The sequence below is a fragment of the Variovorax paradoxus EPS genome (genome assembly GCF_000184745.1).
Classification (GTDB): domain Bacteria; phylum Pseudomonadota; class Gammaproteobacteria; order Burkholderiales; family Burkholderiaceae_C; genus Variovorax; species Variovorax paradoxus_C.
Window position 1 is genome coordinate 4,353,503 of sequence record NC_014931.1, and the last position, 16,334, is coordinate 4,369,836.

The 16,334-nt window shown below is 67.9% G+C and carries 11 protein-coding genes; 8 read left to right on the forward strand and 3 right to left on the reverse strand.

Annotated features, from left to right (window positions below; genetic code table 11):
* The first annotated feature begins 58 nt into the window (after positions 1–58).
* The 4 genes from VARPA_RS20140 (at position 59) to VARPA_RS20155 (ending at position 4,679) form a co-directional block, all read left to right on the forward strand.
* On the forward strand, positions 59–1,336 hold the full coding sequence (locus VARPA_RS20140) for a nitrate regulatory protein (protein ID WP_013542422.1): 1,278 nt from the start codon (positions 59–61) through the stop codon (positions 1,334–1,336).
* A gap of 340 nt (positions 1,337–1,676) precedes the next feature.
* Complete coding sequence (locus VARPA_RS20145; RefSeq protein WP_013542423.1) at positions 1,677–2,921, forward strand: CmpA/NrtA family ABC transporter substrate-binding protein; 1,245 nt, start codon at positions 1,677–1,679, stop codon at positions 2,919–2,921.
* Between the two features lie 13 nt (positions 2,922–2,934).
* Positions 2,935–3,873 (forward strand): nitrate ABC transporter permease, encoded by a 939-nt coding sequence (ntrB, locus tag VARPA_RS20150; RefSeq protein ID WP_013542424.1) that lies wholly within the window; start codon positions 2,935–2,937, stop codon positions 3,871–3,873.
* A complete protein-coding gene (locus VARPA_RS20155; RefSeq protein ID WP_013542425.1) occupies positions 3,870–4,679 on the forward strand; it encodes an ABC transporter ATP-binding protein in 810 nt (269 codons plus the stop codon). Before ntrB ends, VARPA_RS20155 begins: the two co-directional genes overlap by 4 nt.
* 25 nt (positions 4,680–4,704) lie before the next feature.
* On the opposite strand, the gene VARPA_RS31850 is transcribed toward VARPA_RS20155, so the two are convergent.
* A complete protein-coding gene (locus VARPA_RS31850; RefSeq protein WP_013542426.1) occupies positions 4,705–5,985 on the reverse strand; it encodes an ANTAR domain-containing protein in 1,281 nt (426 codons plus the stop codon).
* 269 nt (positions 5,986–6,254) lie between these two features.
* Here VARPA_RS31850 and VARPA_RS20165 point away from each other — a divergent pair, with 269 nt between their 5' ends.
* Positions 6,255–7,508 (forward strand): MFS transporter, encoded by a 1,254-nt coding sequence (locus tag VARPA_RS20165; RefSeq protein WP_013542427.1) that lies wholly within the window; start codon positions 6,255–6,257, stop codon positions 7,506–7,508.
* A 200-nt stretch (positions 7,509–7,708) separates the two neighbouring features.
* On the opposite strand, the gene VARPA_RS20170 is transcribed toward VARPA_RS20165, so the two are convergent.
* Positions 7,709–9,415 carry a bifunctional protein-serine/threonine kinase/phosphatase gene (locus VARPA_RS20170; RefSeq protein WP_013542428.1) on the reverse strand — a complete coding sequence of 569 codons (1,707 nt, stop codon included), beginning with the start codon at positions 9,413–9,415 and terminating at the stop codon, positions 7,709–7,711.
* 64 nt (positions 9,416–9,479) lie between these two features.
* Here VARPA_RS20170 and nirB point away from each other — a divergent pair, with 64 nt between their 5' ends.
* Genes nirB through VARPA_RS20185 form a run of 3 tightly spaced genes read left to right on the forward strand, consistent with a single transcriptional unit; the run spans position 9,480 to position 15,173 of the window.
* Positions 9,480–11,939: a nitrite reductase large subunit NirB gene (gene nirB / locus VARPA_RS20175; protein ID WP_013542429.1), complete on the forward strand. Its 2,460-nt coding sequence runs from the start codon at positions 9,480–9,482 to the stop codon at positions 11,937–11,939.
* 13 nt (positions 11,940–11,952) lie between these two features.
* The gene (gene nirD, locus VARPA_RS20180; protein ID WP_013542430.1) at positions 11,953–12,357 is read left to right on the forward strand and encodes a nitrite reductase small subunit NirD; all 405 of its coding nucleotides are present in this window, start codon (positions 11,953–11,955) and stop codon (positions 12,355–12,357) included.
* An 11-nt stretch (positions 12,358–12,368) separates the two neighbouring features.
* Positions 12,369–15,173, forward strand: a complete 2,805-nt coding sequence (locus tag VARPA_RS20185; RefSeq protein WP_041943884.1) for a nitrate reductase — start codon at positions 12,369–12,371, stop codon at positions 15,171–15,173.
* Positions 15,174–15,220: 47 nt separating this feature from the next.
* On the opposite strand, the gene VARPA_RS20190 is transcribed toward VARPA_RS20185, so the two are convergent.
* Positions 15,221–16,186 carry an IS110 family transposase gene (locus tag VARPA_RS20190; RefSeq protein WP_013541048.1) on the reverse strand — a complete coding sequence of 322 codons (966 nt, stop codon included), beginning with the start codon at positions 16,184–16,186 and terminating at the stop codon, positions 15,221–15,223.
* Between the last annotated feature and the right edge of the window lie 148 nt (positions 16,187–16,334).

A 16,334-nucleotide genomic window follows, 5' to 3' on the forward strand; every position in this document is an offset into this window, starting at 1 on the left:
GCAAAGGGGCAAGGCACGGATGTTGCAGCGACGGTGTGCGCCCCCTTCCCCACCCACCATGAAATCCGGCCTGCATTTCCTCATCGCCGCCCGCCAGTGCGAAATCGACGAGCTCGACCAGCTCGCGCGCACCAGCGAGCTGGTCGGCCTGATCGGCCGGCTGGTGCATGCGCTGCAGCGCGAGCGCGGCATGTCGAACGTGTTCCTCGCCTCGCACGGCCAGCGCTTTGCCGACCAGCGCGTTCCGCAGATCGCCGAATGCCAGGCGCTCGAGGAGGCGGTGCGCAACGGATTCGACCAGCTGGAAACCGAGGCCCGCCAACGTGCAAGCGCCGGCAACAGCGCGCGCCTGTTCAGCCGCATCGCCTGGGTGCTGCCGGGGCTGGACGCCCTGCCCGCGCTGCGCGCGCGCGTCGGCGCGCTGGAACTCGCACCGGCGCAATCGACCGCGGCCTTCGCCAAGCTCGTCGCCGGCCTGCTGGCCGTGGTGTTCGAGGCGGCCGACGGCGCCACCGACCCCGAGATCTCGCGCCTCCTGGTCGCGATGTTCAACTTCATGCAGGGCAAGGAGTTCGCGGGCCAGGAGCGCGCCTTCGGCGCCGCCACGCTGGCGCTGGGCCGCAGCAACGAGGCGCAGCGCGTGCAGTGGCTGCACCTCATCGAATCGCAGGAGCGCTGCTTTCACGTCTTCACCGATTTCTCGAGCGACGAGGTGCAGGTGCTGTGGCGCGAAAGCGAGGCCGACGCCACCATGGCCGAGCTCGAGCGCCTGCGCCGCATCGGCACCACGCTGGCCGCGGCGCCGGACGCGCAATACAGCCAGCTGAGCCAGGACTGGTTCGACTGCTGTACCCGCCGCATCGACGCGATGCGCAGGGTCGAAGACCGCCTCGCCGCCGACCTGCGCGCCCTCTGCAACCGCAAGACCGCGCAGGCGCGCACCGACCTGGAGGCCTACCAGCAACTGCTCGGCACGCTGGCACCGCAGTCCGGCGGCGCCCTGTTCTTCGACGATGCCGGCACCCAGGCCGTGGCGCCCGCCCCCTACGGCCGCGGGCTGGAGCGCTCGGTGCTCGACATGGTCCAGGAGCAGTCGCAGCGCCTGCAGGCCATGAGCGACGAGTTGCAGACCGTGCGCGCCTCGCTCAACGAGCGCAAGGTGGTCGAACGCGCCAAGGGCCTGCTGATGGCGCATCGGCGCCTGAGCGAGGACGAGGCCCACAAGATGCTGCGCCAGACCGCCATGAACCAGAAGCGCCGGCTGGTCGACGTGGCGGAGTCGATGCTCGCCATGGCCGACTACCTGCCGATGCCCGATGCCCGCGGGCCGCGCTGAAAGCGTTTCAACTTGGTGCAACGCACAAAAACGTGCTTTCGATGGCCGGTGAGACCCGGCGGCACTTCTCCCTGCACACACCGTGCGCTCGAGCTACTTTTTCGATAGCACCGCACATCCCACGATTACTGGCACGCAGTTTGCGTAGGTGAGTACATAAGACCTTCGTGGTCTTCAGGCAGGCGGCACCCAACGGCGGGTGTCTCCCACCGAACCGGACAAAGGCGTCCCCATCCCGCAAGGGCTCGTTCGCGAGCAGCCCCTGCGTGGTCGGGACGCCTTTTTTTGTTTTCGACTTTGCTTTTTTTGTTTGTTCGTTCTTCAACCGGAGCCCGCCCTCATGACCGACCTGCTGACAATCCGCCTCAGCCGCCGCCGCGTACTGCAAGCCGCCGCCATCGGCGCCGTGGGCATCGACCCCGCGCTGCGCGCCGCCGTCTGGGCCCAGGGCTCCGACAAGCCCGAAAAAGAAGAAGTGAAGATCGGCTTCATCCCGCTGACCGATTGCGCGAGCGTGGTGATGGCCTCGGTGCTGGGCATCGACAAGAAGTACGGCGTGAAGATCGTCCCCAGCAAGGAAGCCAGCTGGGCCGGCGTGCGCGACAAGCTCTCCAACGGCGACATCGACATGGCGCACGTGCTCTACGGGCTGGTCTACGGCATGCACCTGGGGCTGAGCGGCCCGAAGAAGGACATGGCCGTGCTCATGACCCTCAACAACAACGGCCAGGCGATCACGCTCTCGAAGAAGCTGGCCGACAAGGGCGCGGTCGATGCTCCCTCGCTCGCCAAGCTCATCGCCACCGAGAAGCGCGAATACACCTTCGCGCAGACCTTCCCCACCGGCACGCATGCGATGTGGCTCTACTGCTGGCTCGCCTCGGCCGGCATCGACCCGTTCAAGGACGTGAAGAACATCACCGTGCCGCCCCCGCAGATGGTGGCCAACATGCGCGTAGGCAACATGGACGGGTACTGCGTGGGCGAGCCCTGGGGGCAGCGCGCGATCATGGACGGCATCGGCATCACCGCCATCACCACGCAGGACATCTGGAAGGACCACCCCGAGAAGGTGCTCGGCTGCACCGCCGAGTTCACGAAGAAGTACCCCAACACCGCACGCGCCGTGACCGCCGCGATTCTCGAAGCCAGCAAGTGGATCGACACCGGCCTGCAGAACAAGAACAAGATGGCCGAGACCATCGCCGACAAGAGCTACGTCAACACCAGCGTGGACGCGATCAACCAGCGCATCCTGGGCCGCTACACCAATGGCCTCGGCAAGAGCTGGGACGACCCGAACCACATGAAGTTCTACAACGGCGGCGCGGTGAATTTCCCCTACCTCTCGGACGGCATGTGGTTCCTCACGCAGCACAAGCGCTGGGGCCTCTTGAAGGAGCATCCGGACTACCTGAAGGTGGCCACCGAGATCAACCGCATCGACATCTACAAGCAGGCCGCCGCCGCCACGCAGACGCCCGTGCCCAAGGACGTGATGCGCACCAGCAAGCTCTTCGACGGCTCCGTGTGGGACGGCAAGGACCCGAAGAAGTACGCCGAGTCTTTCAAGCTGCATGTCTGAGGAGAAACGCACCATGGTCAGCGCTGTATTTCATTCGCCGATGGACGCATCTCTCCCTCTCCCGCGTGCGGGAGAGGGCCGGGGTGAGGGCGTGCCCCGTATTGAGGCTGCCCCTCACCCCAACCCTTTCCCCAAAGGGGAGAGGGAGCAAAAACAACGCACGCCCATCGACCTGCGCGCCTTCTGGATGCGCGTGCTGCCGCCGCTCGCAGGCTTCGGCCTGCTGCTCTTGATCTGGGAGCTGGTCGCCATGAAGAGCACCACCGGCTTTCCCACACCGCTCGCCACCTGGCAGCAGGCGCTGACGGTGTTCAGCGATCCGTTCTACAGCAAGGGCCCGAACGACCAGGGCGTGGGCTGGAACGTGCTCTCGTCGCTGCAGCGCGTGGCGCTGGGCTTCGGCCTCGCGGCGCTGGTCGGCATTCCGGCGGGCTTCGCTATCGGACGCTTCGAGTTCCTCGCGCGCATGTTCAATCCGCTCATCAGCCTGATGCGCCCGGTGTCGCCGCTCGCGTGGCTGCCCATTGGCCTCCTGGTGTTCAAGGGCGCGAACCCGGCGGCTATCTGGACCATCTTCATCTGCTCGATCTGGCCGATGGTCATCAACACCGCCGTGGGCGTGCAGCGCGTGCCGAGCGACTACATGAACGTGGCGAAGGTGCTCAATCTTTCCGAATGGAAGATCCTCACCAAGATCCTCTTCCCCGCCGTGTTGCCCTACATGCTCACCGGCGTGCGCCTCGCGGTCGGCACCGCATGGCTCGTGATCGTCGCGGCCGAGATGCTGACCGGCGGCGTCGGCATCGGCTTCTGGGTGTGGGACGAGTGGAACAACCTCAACGTCGCCAACATCATCATCGCGATCTTCGTGATCGGCATCGTCGGGCTGGTGCTGGAGTTCGCGCTCATCAAGCTGGCCACTGCGTTCACGTTCGAAGAGGTGAAGTCATGAACGACGACAGCAAGTACATCGAGATCCGCGACGTCGAGCAGCGCTTCAAGACGGCCAAGGGGAGCTTTCTCGCACTGCGCGATATCAACCTGAACGTTGCGAAGGGCGAGTTCATCACGCTCATCGGGCACTCAGGCTGCGGCAAGTCGACGCTCTTGAACCTGATCGCCGGGCTGACGACGCCGACGCAAGGCGTGCTGCTGTGCGCGAACCGCGAAATCAAAGGGCCTGGCCCTGAACGCGCCGTCGTGTTCCAGAACCACTCGCTGCTGCCCTGGCTCACCTGCTTCGAGAACGTGTACCTCGCGGTCGAGCGCGTGTTCGCCGCCACCGAGAGCAAGGCGCAACTGCGCCAGCGCACCGACGCGGCGCTCGCGCTGGTCGGCCTCACGCCCGCCGCGCAGAAGCGGCCCGGTGAAATCTCCGGCGGCATGAAGCAGCGGGTGGGCATCGCGCGCGCGCTGTCGATGGAACCCAAGGTGCTGCTGATGGACGAGCCCTTCGGCGCGCTCGACGCCCTCACCCGCGCCAAGCTGCAGGACGAACTGCTCGCCATCGTGCAGAAGACACACAGCACCGTCGTCATGGTCACGCACGACGTCGACGAGGCCGTGCTGCTGAGCGACCGCATCGTGATGCTCACCAACGGTCCGGCCGCCACCATCGGCGACGTGCTGGCGGTGGACATCGCGCGCCCGCGCAACCGTGTCGAGCTGGCCGAAGACCCGGCCTATGTGCATGCGCGCAAGGCGGTGATCGATTTCCTCTACACGCGCCAGGCGCATGTGGAGAAGGTCGCGGCCTGACCCAGCAGGTGCCGCACAACCGGCGTCAGGACATGATGACCTGCAGGCTGTGCTCGTACCAGGCGGTGAGGCGCTCGAAGGTGTCGACGAGCGCTTCGCTGGAGCGAACCAGCGTGGCGCGACCTTCGGGGCTGTCGAGCGCCTGCACGCCGCCGACCAGGCGCAGCCATTCGTCGCGCGCAGTCGCCAAGCCGGCGCGGATCTCGGGTGAACTGAGGGGCGCGCGCTCCAGTTCCACGAGCGCGGCTTCGAACTCGTTCATGGTCGGCAGCAGCCGGTCGCGCGAAGCGGTTGCGGCAAGCGTCGAAGCCAGCAACGCATCTTTCGCCAGCCGCTGCGCCCGCATGCGCTGCCGCCCGCAGATGTTGACGATGCGCAGCGCGCGCCGTGCACCCGATGCCTCCAGCGCCTCGGTCATCGCTTCGGCCGCGAGCAGCAGCGCCTCGCCGCGCGCATCGATCTCCGCGAGCGCCTGCGACGTGGGCTTCACGGGCAGCGCCGTGCTCAACCCATTCCATGCCGCCTGCACCTCGGCAAGCGCACGCACGCCGGCAGTGCCCAGGTCGAGGGCCGACAGGTGATCCAGGTTCTGCTGCACCCGCTCGGTGGATTGCGTGCGCAGGACCCGCGCGCGCTGCACGTCGATGCCGGCGAGCAGCTGCGCCGCCACCCGCACCAGCCGCTGCGACAGCATGCGCAACTGCCCCGCGCGGTTGATCGCCTCGGCCCACTGCGCGGCCTCGATGACCGAGCGAGACACTTCGCCCAGCCGCAGGTTCGCGTGCATCGCCGCGCCGCGCAGCAGGCCGAAGGCCTCGTCCTCGCCGATGCCGCGCGCGGACATCAGGAGACCCTTGGCGCGATCGACCCACTTGCGCTCGTCCATGCGGGTGCGCAGGTTGTCGAGTTCGGTGCGCAGCGCGGCTTCGCGCGTCCAACGGGCCTGCGCGCGGGCCAGCAATGCGGGAATCGACAACGCATCGAGCGGCGCCCATGCATGCACGCCGAGCGCAACCAGCGCCTCGTGCTGCGCGCCCTCCAGCGGCGCACTGGCCACGCTCACCGCGCAGGGCGGCACGCCGTTCCAGCGCTGCAGCGCATCGCGCAACGCCTGCAGCTGCACCGCATCGGGCAGGCAGGCCAGCACCTGTTGCGGTGCAAGCGCACCGGCCTGCTGCACCAGCGTGCGGCAGGTGGCGCGCCCGATCACCGTGGCGCCGGCATCCGCGAGCCCCTGGCGCAGCGGCTCCGGCAAGGGCGCGGAGGCATCGAATTCATTGGGCAGGACGAGAAGAAGGGAAGTCATGGCGGGGTGTCGGAAGGCACGGCAAGCATAGGCCACGCCCGCGCGCGTACCCGTGGAATCTCGCGGGCACGCCTCTTGCAACGAAGGGGATGCGGTGTAACGAAGCACCGCTTTGGTGAGGCTGCAGGCTCCTGCAACCCGTCCGGCCACGCACAGGCCGGACACACCCCCACGTCGACAGCGTCCGCTGCCGGCACCCCGACCCCAACCCTGTCCGTCGACACGACCTCCCCCAGGTCGCGCCGCGGCCTTTTGCACCTTTGAACACCATGTCCGGTTTCAGGAATTTCTTGCAGTCAGGCCACAGTCCCACGCTGTTCGCGGCGTTCCTGTACTTCTCGTTCTCCTGCTGCATCTGGGTGCTCAACGGCGCCGTGGCGCCCTTCATCGGCGAGACCTTCGATCTCTCGCCCGCGCAGAAGGGCCTGATGCTGTCGGTGCCGATCATCGCGGGCGCGCTCATGCGCTTTCCGCTGGGCATCCTCTCGCAGTACATCGGCCGCAAGAGGGCCACGCTGGTCGAGATGGGCCTCATCGCGGTGGCGATGCTGTTCGGCTTCTTCTTCGTCAAGAGCTTCAACGACCTGCTCGCCATGGGCGTGCTGCTGGGCATTGCGGGCGCGAGCTTCGGCGTGGCGCTATCGCTGGGCTCGGGCTGGTTCCCGCCGCAGCACAAGGGCCTGGCGATGGGCCTTGTGGGCGCGGGCAACGTGGGCACGGCGGTGTCGGTGCTGGTGGCGCCGCCGCTCGCGCTGTGGCTGGGCTGGCAGGCGGTGTACGGCGTGGCCGCGGTCGCGATCCTGATCCCGATGGTCGTCATGGTGATCTTTGCCAAGGAGCCGCCCGACGTCGACAGCCACGCGAGCTTCCGCGAACACATCGCCTGCCTCTTCGAGAAAGACGGCTGGGTCTTCAGCCTGATCTACGGCGTGACCTTCGGCGGCTTCATCGGCCTCACCACCTTCCTGCCCTCGTACTACTACGACCAGTTCGGCGTGAGCAAGGTGCAGGCGGGCCAGCTCACGATGCTCGCGGCCTTCATGGGCGCGGCGGTGCGCATCGTGGGCGGGTGGCTGTCCGACCGCTGGGGCGGCGTGAACACGCTCACCGTGGTGCTGCTGGTGGTGGCCGTGGGCCTCGTGCTCGTCGGCTTTTCCGCAGGCTCGCTGGCGCTCACCACGCTGCTGCTGATCGTGTGCTTCGCCGCGCTGGGCGCGGGCAACGGCGCGCTGTTCCAGCTGGTGCCGCTGCGCTGGCCGCTGAGCACCGCGGTGGCCGGCTCGATGATCGGCGAGATTGGCGCGCTCGGCGGCGGCCTCGTGCCTAACGCGATGGGCCTGTCGAAGCAGTACCTGGGCAGCTACACCTGGGGCTTCGTCTTCTTCGGCGCGCTCTCGCTGGCGATGCTGGGCGTGATGCGCGTCATGCAGATCCGCTGGACGCGCACCTGGGCCGAGAAGGGTGGCCGTGCGCGCACTTCACCGGCTTCCGCTTCCACGAGCTCCGCACGAAGAACCGCATGACCTGCCCATCCGTTCGCCCTGAGCTTGTCGAAGGGCTGTTCCCATCGCGAGCAGGGCTTCGACAAGCTCAGCCCGAACGGGTTCGGATCTCGGCGTCGATATATCGCACCATTCGCCCTGAGCTTGTCGAAGGGCTGTCCCCGTCGCGAGCAGGGCTTCGACAAGCTCAGCCCGAACGGGGGTGGTGGCTGTCGTTGTCTTCAGCGTGGCAGGAAGAGCAGCCACACCACGAGCAGTGCGTTGAACAGCAACGACACGCCGAGGGCGACCTTGTAGAGCATGACCGGGTCGCGGCGCGCGAGCGGCGTGGCCATGGGCGCGCCGACGGGGCGCGAGGCACCGCGCTCCAGCGCGAGCAGCATCTCCTCGGCGGTTTCGAAGCGTTCGCGTGGATCGCGGGCCACCGCCTTGCGCACGAGATGGTCGAGCCACACCGGCACATCGGGCCGCAACCGCGAGAGCGCGACCGGATCGCGCCGGTAGCGCGCCACCTGGTAGGGCTCGATCTCGCCGTAGGGCAGGTGCCCGCCGAGCCACTGGTACAGCGTGGCGCCGAGCGCAAACAGGTCACTGCCCGCATCCGCAACACCGCCCTCCTCCCACTGCTCGGGATTGATGTAGCTCGGCGTGCCCGCATGCAGCTCGCGCTGGGCCGCGCCTTCGCGTCCGGACAGCGCCACGCCCAGGTCGAGGATGCGCCAGCGCCCATCGTCGCCCAGGTGCAGGTTGCCGGGCTTGATGTCCCGGTGCACCACGCCGTGGCGGTGCAGCCGGCCGAGCGCCTTGGTCACCTCGATGGCCGCGGCGACCACCTCGGCCACCGTGCCGCGCGCGCCGGCCTTGCGCATCTGCTCCAGCGTGCGGCCGCCGTGCCAGTCGAACACGATATAGAGCGCGCTCGCGTTCTCCGCGCGTTCGTGCACGCGAACGAAACCGCCGCCCTCGCCCACGCGCTGGCCCAGCCAGGCTTCGTGCGCGAGCATCGCGCGCTCCTGCGGGTCGCTGGCGCGCGAGGGGTGCAGCGTCTTGAGCGCGACCAACTCGCGCGTGGCCGGATGGCGTGCCTGGTAGAGCAGGTGCACGCCGGTGTCGGCCACCAGTCCGGTGACCACATAGCCGTCGAGCACGTCGCCCACCTTCAGCAGCGGCGGCGCTGCGAGCCGGCGGCCGTCGCCCAGTTCGTCGTCCAGTTGTCGCGCATCAAGGCCGACGACGCGAATCACCAGCGCGGTCGCGTTGTCGCGCGTGCCGGCGTCGAGCGCCGCATTCACCAGCGCCTCGCTCGCCGCTTCGGCATCGCCTTGCAGCGCGAGCGCAGCCACCTGCTGCGGCTTGAGCGCGCCGTGCACGCCGTCGGAGGTCAGCACGAAGCAGTCGCCCACGCGAACGTCGCCCTGCGCGTAATCGACGCGCACCTGGTCGTCCAGGCCGATGGCGCGCGTGAGCCGGCTGCGCATGTCGGGATGCTCGAAGGCGTGGTCCGCCGTGAGTGGCACGGCCACCTCGCCATCGGCGCGCACGCGCCAGGCGCGCGTGTCGCCCACGTGGGCCAGCGTGTAGCTCTGGCCGTGCAGCACCAGGGCGGTGAGCGTGGTGAGCGCGGTCGCGCTGCCCGCGCGGCGGCGGTTGTGGTCGGCCAGCCAGGCGTTCTGCGCGCCGATCAGGCGGTCGAGCGCGGCGGTCGGCTCCCAGGTGTCGGGCGTGGCGAAGTAGTCGGCCAGAAGGCCCATCACCGTGGTCTGCGCCGCCTCCAGGCCGCGACCGCCGGTGGACACGCCATCGGCAATCGCCGCGATGAGCCCGCGCGCCTCGTCGCCGCGCGGCGCATGCACGGCACCGGCGAAGTCCTCGTTCACCTCGCGGGGTCCGCGCAGGCTGCTGTAGCCGATGTCCACTTCAAAGCTCATGGCGCGATTCTCCACGCGCGCCGTGGGCCTTCATTCGCTTGATTTCGAGGAAAGGTCCAGCCCCATGAAGAAAAAAATGAAACTCGTGATGGTCGGCAACGGCATGGCCGGCGTGCGCACGCTCGAAGAGCTGCTGAAGATCGCGCCCGACCTCTACGACATCACCGTCTTCGGCGCCGAGCCGCACCCCAACTACAACCGCATCCTGCTGTCGCCGGTGCTCGCGGGCGAGCAGACGGTCGACGAGATCGTCCTCAACAGCTGGGAGTGGTACAGCGACAACCACATCACGCTGCACGCCGGCAAGAAGGTGGTCGAGGTCGACCGCGTCAAGCGCATCGTGCGAGCCGAGGATGGCACCGAGGCGCCTTACGACCGCCTGCTGATGTGCACCGGCTCCAACCCCTTCATGCTGCCCGTGCCCGGCAAGGACCTGAAGGGCGTGATCGCCTACCGCGACATCGCCGACACCGACTACATGATCGAGACCGCCCGCACGCACAAGAACGCGGTGGTCATCGGCGGCGGCCTGCTGGGCCTCGAAGCGGCCAACGGCCTGATGCTGCGGGGCATGAACGTGACGGTGGTGCACGTCATGCCCTGGCTCATGGAGCGCCAGTTGGACGACGTGGCGGGCAAGCTGCTGCAGAAATCGCTGGAAGACCGTGGCCTGAAATTCCTGATGGGTGTGCAGACGCAGGACATGGTCGGTGGCGAGGATGGCCGCGTGAAAAGCATCCGCTTCAAGGACGGCACCGCGGTCGCGGCCGACCTTGTGGTCATGGCCGTGGGCATTCGCCCCAACGTGGAGCTGGCCGAGAAGATGCGCCTGCACTGCAACCGCGGCATCGTGGTCACCGACACCATGCAGACCGTGACCGATGCGCGCATCTACTCGGTCGGTGAATGCGCGGCGCACCGCGGCATCGCCTACGGGCTGGTGGCGCCGCTGTTCGAGCAGGCCAAGGTGGCTGCCAACCACTTGGCGCAGTTCGGCATCGGCCGCTACCTGGGCTCGCTCACCTCCACCAAGCTGAAGGTGACCGGCATCGACCTCTTCAGCGCCGGCGAGTTCATGGGCGGCGAAGGCACCGAGGAGATCGTGATGAGCGACCCCTTCGGCGGCGTCTACAAGAAGCTGGTGCTCAAGGACGACAAGCTGGTCGGCGCCTGCCTGTACGGCGACACGGTCGATGGCAGTTGGTATTTCAAACTGCTTCGAGACGGCCGCAGCGTGCACGACATCCGCGACAAGCTGATGTTCGGGGAATCGAACATCGGCGATACCGGCCACGAGGGCCACAGCAAGGCCGCGAGCATGCCCGACGACGCCGAGGTGTGCGGCTGCAACGGCGTGACCAAGGGCACCATCTGCAAGGCGATCAAGGACAAGGGCCTGTTCACGCTCGACGAGGTGAAGAAGCACACCAAGGCCAGCGCCAGCTGCGGCTCGTGCACCGGGCTGGTCGAGCAGATATTGATGTTCACCGCGGGCGGCGACTACTCGGCCACACCGAAGAAGAAGGCGATCTGCGGCTGCACCGACGTGAGCCACCAGGACGCGCGCGACGCGATCCGCAAGGAACACTGGCTCACGCACGACGACGTGTACCGCGGCATGGGCTGGCGCACCCCCAACGGCTGCGCCACCTGCCGCCCGGCCATCAACTACTACCTGATCAGCACTTGGCCGAAAGAGGCGAAGGACGATCCGCAGAGTCGCTTCATCAACGAGCGCAGCCACGCGAACATCCAGAAGGACGGCACCTACTCCGTCATTCCGCGCATGTGGGGCGGCCACACGACGCCCGACGAGTTGCGCCGCATTGCGGACGCGGCCGACAAATACAAGATCCCGACCGTCAAGGTCACGGGCGGCCAGCGCATCGACCTGCTGGGGGTGAAGAAGGAAGACCTGGAAGGCGTGTGGAAGGACATCGGCATGCCCTCGGGCTTTGCCTACGCCAAGTCGCTGCGCACGGTGAAGACCTGCGTGGGCAGCGAGTGGTGCCGCTTCGGCACGCAAGACTCGACGCAGATGGGCAAGGACCTGGAGCGCGCGCTCTGGGCCATGTACTCGCCGCACAAGGTGAAGCTCGCCGTTTCAGGCTGCCCGCGCAACTGCGCCGAGGCCGGCATCAAGGACGTGGGCGTGATCGGCGTCGACTCGGGCTGGGAGCTCTACGTGGGCGGCAACGGCGGCATCAAGACCGAGGTGGCGCAGTTCCTCGTGAAGGTGAAGACGGCCGCCGAGGTGATGGAGTATTCGGGCGCCTTCCTGCAGCTGTACCGCGAGGAAGGCTGGTACCTGGAGCGCACGGTGCACTACATCGGACGCGTGGGCCTGGACTACGTGAAGAAGAAGATCCTCGAAGACGCCGAAGGCCGCAAGACGCTCTGGGAGCGACTGCAGTTCGCGCTCGACGGCGAACCCGATCCGTGGTTCGAATCGGCCGAGGCGTCGGTGGACGTGCGGCAGTTCGCGCCGCTGACGGTGCCGGCCCATGCCATCCACCCCGCCTGAAAGGAAGCGTGCCATGAGCGAATGGAAAGCCATCTGCCGCATCGACGACATCCCCGTTCTCGGCGCCCGCCGCGTGGCGCGGCCCGCGGGCGTGGACGTCGCCGTGTTCCGCAACGCGGAGGACCAGGTCTTCGCGCTGCTCGACCGCTGCCCGCACAAGGGCGGCCCGCTGAGCCAGGGCATCGTGTTCGGCACCAGCGTGGCCTGCCCGCTGCACAACTGGACCCTCGGGCTGGACGACGGCTGCGCCAAGTCGCCCGACGAAGGCTGCACGCCGAAGTTCGCTGTGAAAGTGGAAGGCGGCATCGTGCACCTGGACGCCGGTGAACTGGCGACGCACGCCATCGACCTGGAGCGCCCGGTCGCCGGGCCGAAGCCCTTCGCCACGATGGCGATCCTGTCTACCGAAGAAAGCTGAGTTCCTTCATGGTGCAAGAGACCCGCTCCACCTGCCCGTACTGTGGCGTCGGCTGCGGCGTGATCATCGAATCCGACGGCGCGCAGATCACCGGCGTGCGCGGCGATCCCGACCACCCTGCCAATTTCGGGCGCCTCTGCACCAAGGGCTCGACGCTGCACCTGACAGCCGCAGCGCCGGTCACGCGGCAGGCGCGGCTGCTGCAGCCGCTGCAACGCCTCGTGCGCGGCGAAGCACCCACGGCCGTGTCGTGGGACACGGCGCTCGACAACGCGGCAGGCAAGTTCGCACAGGTCATCCAGGACCACGGCCCCGATGCGGTCGGCTTCTACATCTCGGGCCAGTTGCTGACCGAGGACTACTACGTCTTCAACAAGCTCGCCAAGGGCCTCGTCGGCACCAACAACGTCGATACGAATTCGCGCCTGTGCATGAGCAGCGCGGTCGCCGGCTACAAGCAGACGCTGGGGGCCGATGCGCCGCCGGCCTGTTACGACGACCTGAAGCATGCCGACTGCCTCTTCATCGTGGGCAGCAACACGGCGTGGGCGCACCCGATTCTTTTCCGCCGCATCGAGGACGCGAAGGCGGCCAACCCGGCGCTGAAGATCGTGGTGGCCGATCCGCGCCGCACCGACACGGTCGAGATCGCCGACCTGTTCCTGCCGATCCAGCCCGGCACCGACGTGATGCTGTTCCACGGCATGCTGCACCTGATGCTGTGGGAAGGCTGGACCGATGCGAAGTACATCGCGGCCCACACCAACGGCTTCGATGCGCTCAAGGCCACGGTGCGCGAATGCACGCCGGACAAAGTGGCGCAGGTCTGCGGCATTTCGAAGGACGATCTGCTCCAGGCCGCGCGGCTCTTCGCCACCTCGCCTGCGACGCTGAGCCTCTATTGCCAGGGCCTGAACCAGTCTTCCAGCGGCACGGCGAAGAACGCAGCGCTCATCAACCTGCACCTGGCCACCGGCCAGATCGGCAAGCCGGGCGCCGGCCCGTTCTCGCTCACCGGCCAGCCCAATGCGATGGGCGGGCGCGAGGTGGGCGGCCTCGCCAACCTGCTGAGCGCGCACCGCGACCTCGCCAACCCTGCGCACCGCGCCGAGGTGGCCGCGCTCTGGGGCGTGCCCTCGGTGCCGGAGAAGCCGGGCAAGACCGCGGTCGAGATGTTCCAGGCCGCCGCCGACGGCGAGATCCGAGCCCTGTGGATCGCCTGCACCAACCCCGCCCAGTCGATGCCCGATCAGGCGACGGTGCGCCGCGCGCTGGAGCGCGCCGAGTTCGTCGTGGTGCAGGAGGCCTTTTCCACCACCGCGACCTGCGCCTTCGGCGACCTGCTGCTGCCCGCCACCACCTGGGGCGAGAAGGACGGCAGCGTGACCAACAGCGAGCGCCGCATCTCGCGCGTGCGCCCCGCCATCGCCGCGCCGGGCGAGACGCGGCACGACTGGTCGATTGCCACCGACTTCGCACGCCGGCTCGAACGGCGGCTCGGCCGCGCGGGCACGCTCTTTCCGTACGACACCGCCGAATCGGTCTGGAACGAACACCGCGAGACCACACGCGGGCGCGACCTGGACATCACCGGCCTGAGCTACGCGATGCTCGACGACCTCGGCCCGCAGCAATGGCCGCTGAAGGAAGGCGAGACCACCGGCCGCGCGCGCCTGTACGAAGACGGCGTGTTCCCCACGCCCGACGGCCGCGCCCGTTTCGTCGACACGCCCTACAAGCCCGTGGCCGAGGCCCGCGAGGCGCGCTACCCCTTCTCGCTGAACACCGGGCGCTTGCGCGACCAGTGGCACGGCATGAGCCGCACCGGCACCGTTGGTCGCCTGTTCGGCCATGTGGCCGAGCCCGTGGTGCAGATGAACCCGCAGGACATGGCGCGGCGCCAGATCGGCGAAGGCGACCTGGTGCACCTGACATCCAAGCGCGGCTCGATCCTGCTGCCCGCGCGCGCCAGCACCGAGATCGGCCTGAGCCAGGCCTTCGTCGCGATGCACTGGGGCGAGGAGTACCTGAGCGGCTGCTCGTCGACCGGCACGCGGCTGGCCGGCATCAACGCGCTCACCACGCCGGCCTACTGCCCCACCTCGAAACAGCCCGAGCTCAAGCACACGGCGGTGAAGATCCTCAAGGCCGAGCTGCCGTGGTCGCTGCTCACGATGGCGTGGCTCCCGACCGACGAGGTACTGGCGGTGCACCGCGCGCTGCAGCCGCTGATGGCGATGTTTCCGTTCGCCACCTGCGTGCCGTTCTCGGGCAGCACCCAGGACGCGGCGGGTGCCGAACGCAGCGGCCTCCTGTTCCGCGCGGCCGCGCACGATGCGCCGGCCGATGCGCTGCTGGAACAGATCGAAGCCCTGCTCGGCCTGCAAAGCGCCGACACCCTGCGCTACGCCGATCGCCGCCGCGGCCAGCGCCGTTCGGTGCGGCTGGTGCGCCGCGCCGACCAGAGCGCGGGCCTCGAGGCCTTCTTGCTCGCAGGCGACACCAGCGCCGAAGCCTGGATCGCCACGCTGCTGCGGGAAGAACTGCCGGCGCAGAGCTATGGCCGCCTGCTGCTCTCCCCCGGCGCCCGCGCGCCGCTCGCGGTGCAGTCGCGTGGAAAACCGGTGTGCACCTGCTTCAACGTGACCGACCTGGCCATTCAAGGCGAGTTGGGTCGCTGCAGCGGCACGCCCGACGAGCGGCTGGCCGCCCTGCAGGGCACGCTGAAATGCGGCACGAACTGCGGCTCGTGCATTCCGGAGCTCAAACGCATGGTGCGGATAGTGCCGTCCGAAGCCGTGGCGGAGACCCCATGAGCTGCGTGTCTTGCTCCCTCCCCCCGGGGGAGCAACCGTGTCAATACCTACCGAGCAATCGGGTCAGTGCGCCAGGGCTGCTCGGACTTGAGCATGGCGTTGAGAATGACGAGCAGCTTGCGCATGCAGGCGGTGATGGCAACCTTGAAGGGCTTGCCGGCAGCGCGCAGGCGCTCGTACATCGCCTTGATCACGGGGTTGCATCGCGCTGCGCTGAGCGCGGCCATGTACAGCACGCAGCGCACGTCTGCGCGCCCGCCCTGGATGTACCTCTGGCCACGGCGCTTGCCGCTGTCGTCGGCAAACGGGGCGACGCCCGCCAGCGCAGCGATGCGCTTTCTCTCCAGCGTGCCCAGCTCGGGCATGCGGCTGAGCAAGGTGGTGATCGTCACCCGTCCCACGCCCGGCACGCTGTCCAGAAGGTCGTATTTGGGCCGATACAGAGGCGAGTCCTTCAAGCGCCCGTCCAGGTCACGCTCGATCTGCCTGATGCGTGCATCGAGCCACGCGATGTGCTCGCGCACGCTCTTGCGCGCAACCGGCTTGACCGTGGTCAGGCGCGCCTTCTCCTGCGCTCGCATCGCCACCAGTTGCGCGCGCCGGTCCACCAGCTCGGTAAGTTCCTGCTGCGCCTCGTCAGGCAGTGCATGCACCTGCGGGCGCATGCGTTGGGCAAATACCGCGAGCACCTGCGCGTCCAGCTTGTCGGTCTTGGCCAGGATGCCCGCGGCGCGGGCAAAGTCGCGCACCCGCTTCGGATTGACCACCGCCACGGGAACGCCGGCCAGGCACAACTGGCTTGCCAGCGCAGTTTCAAAGCCACCCGTGGCTTCCAGCACCACCAGCGTGGGTCGCAGCCGTTTGAGTTGCTCCACGAGAACGGCACGGGCACCATCCTCGTTGTCCACGCGCAAAGCAAATGCACTGGCTTCACCTGCAGCCAAGGCGGGCACCTGTGCCACGTCCAGCCAGGCCTTGCATACGTCGATACCGATAAAGATTTCGTCGTTCATGACACAGCGCCCTTCCTTGTGTTCGATGCGGTCTCTCAGACCTCACAACCGTTCGGGCTGTCTGTTCACTACGAACCGAGGTCGGCCGGCACGACCCTCGCTCCCCCTCGGTATGACCATGAAGGCCTACCCTGGGTCGATCGGCCTG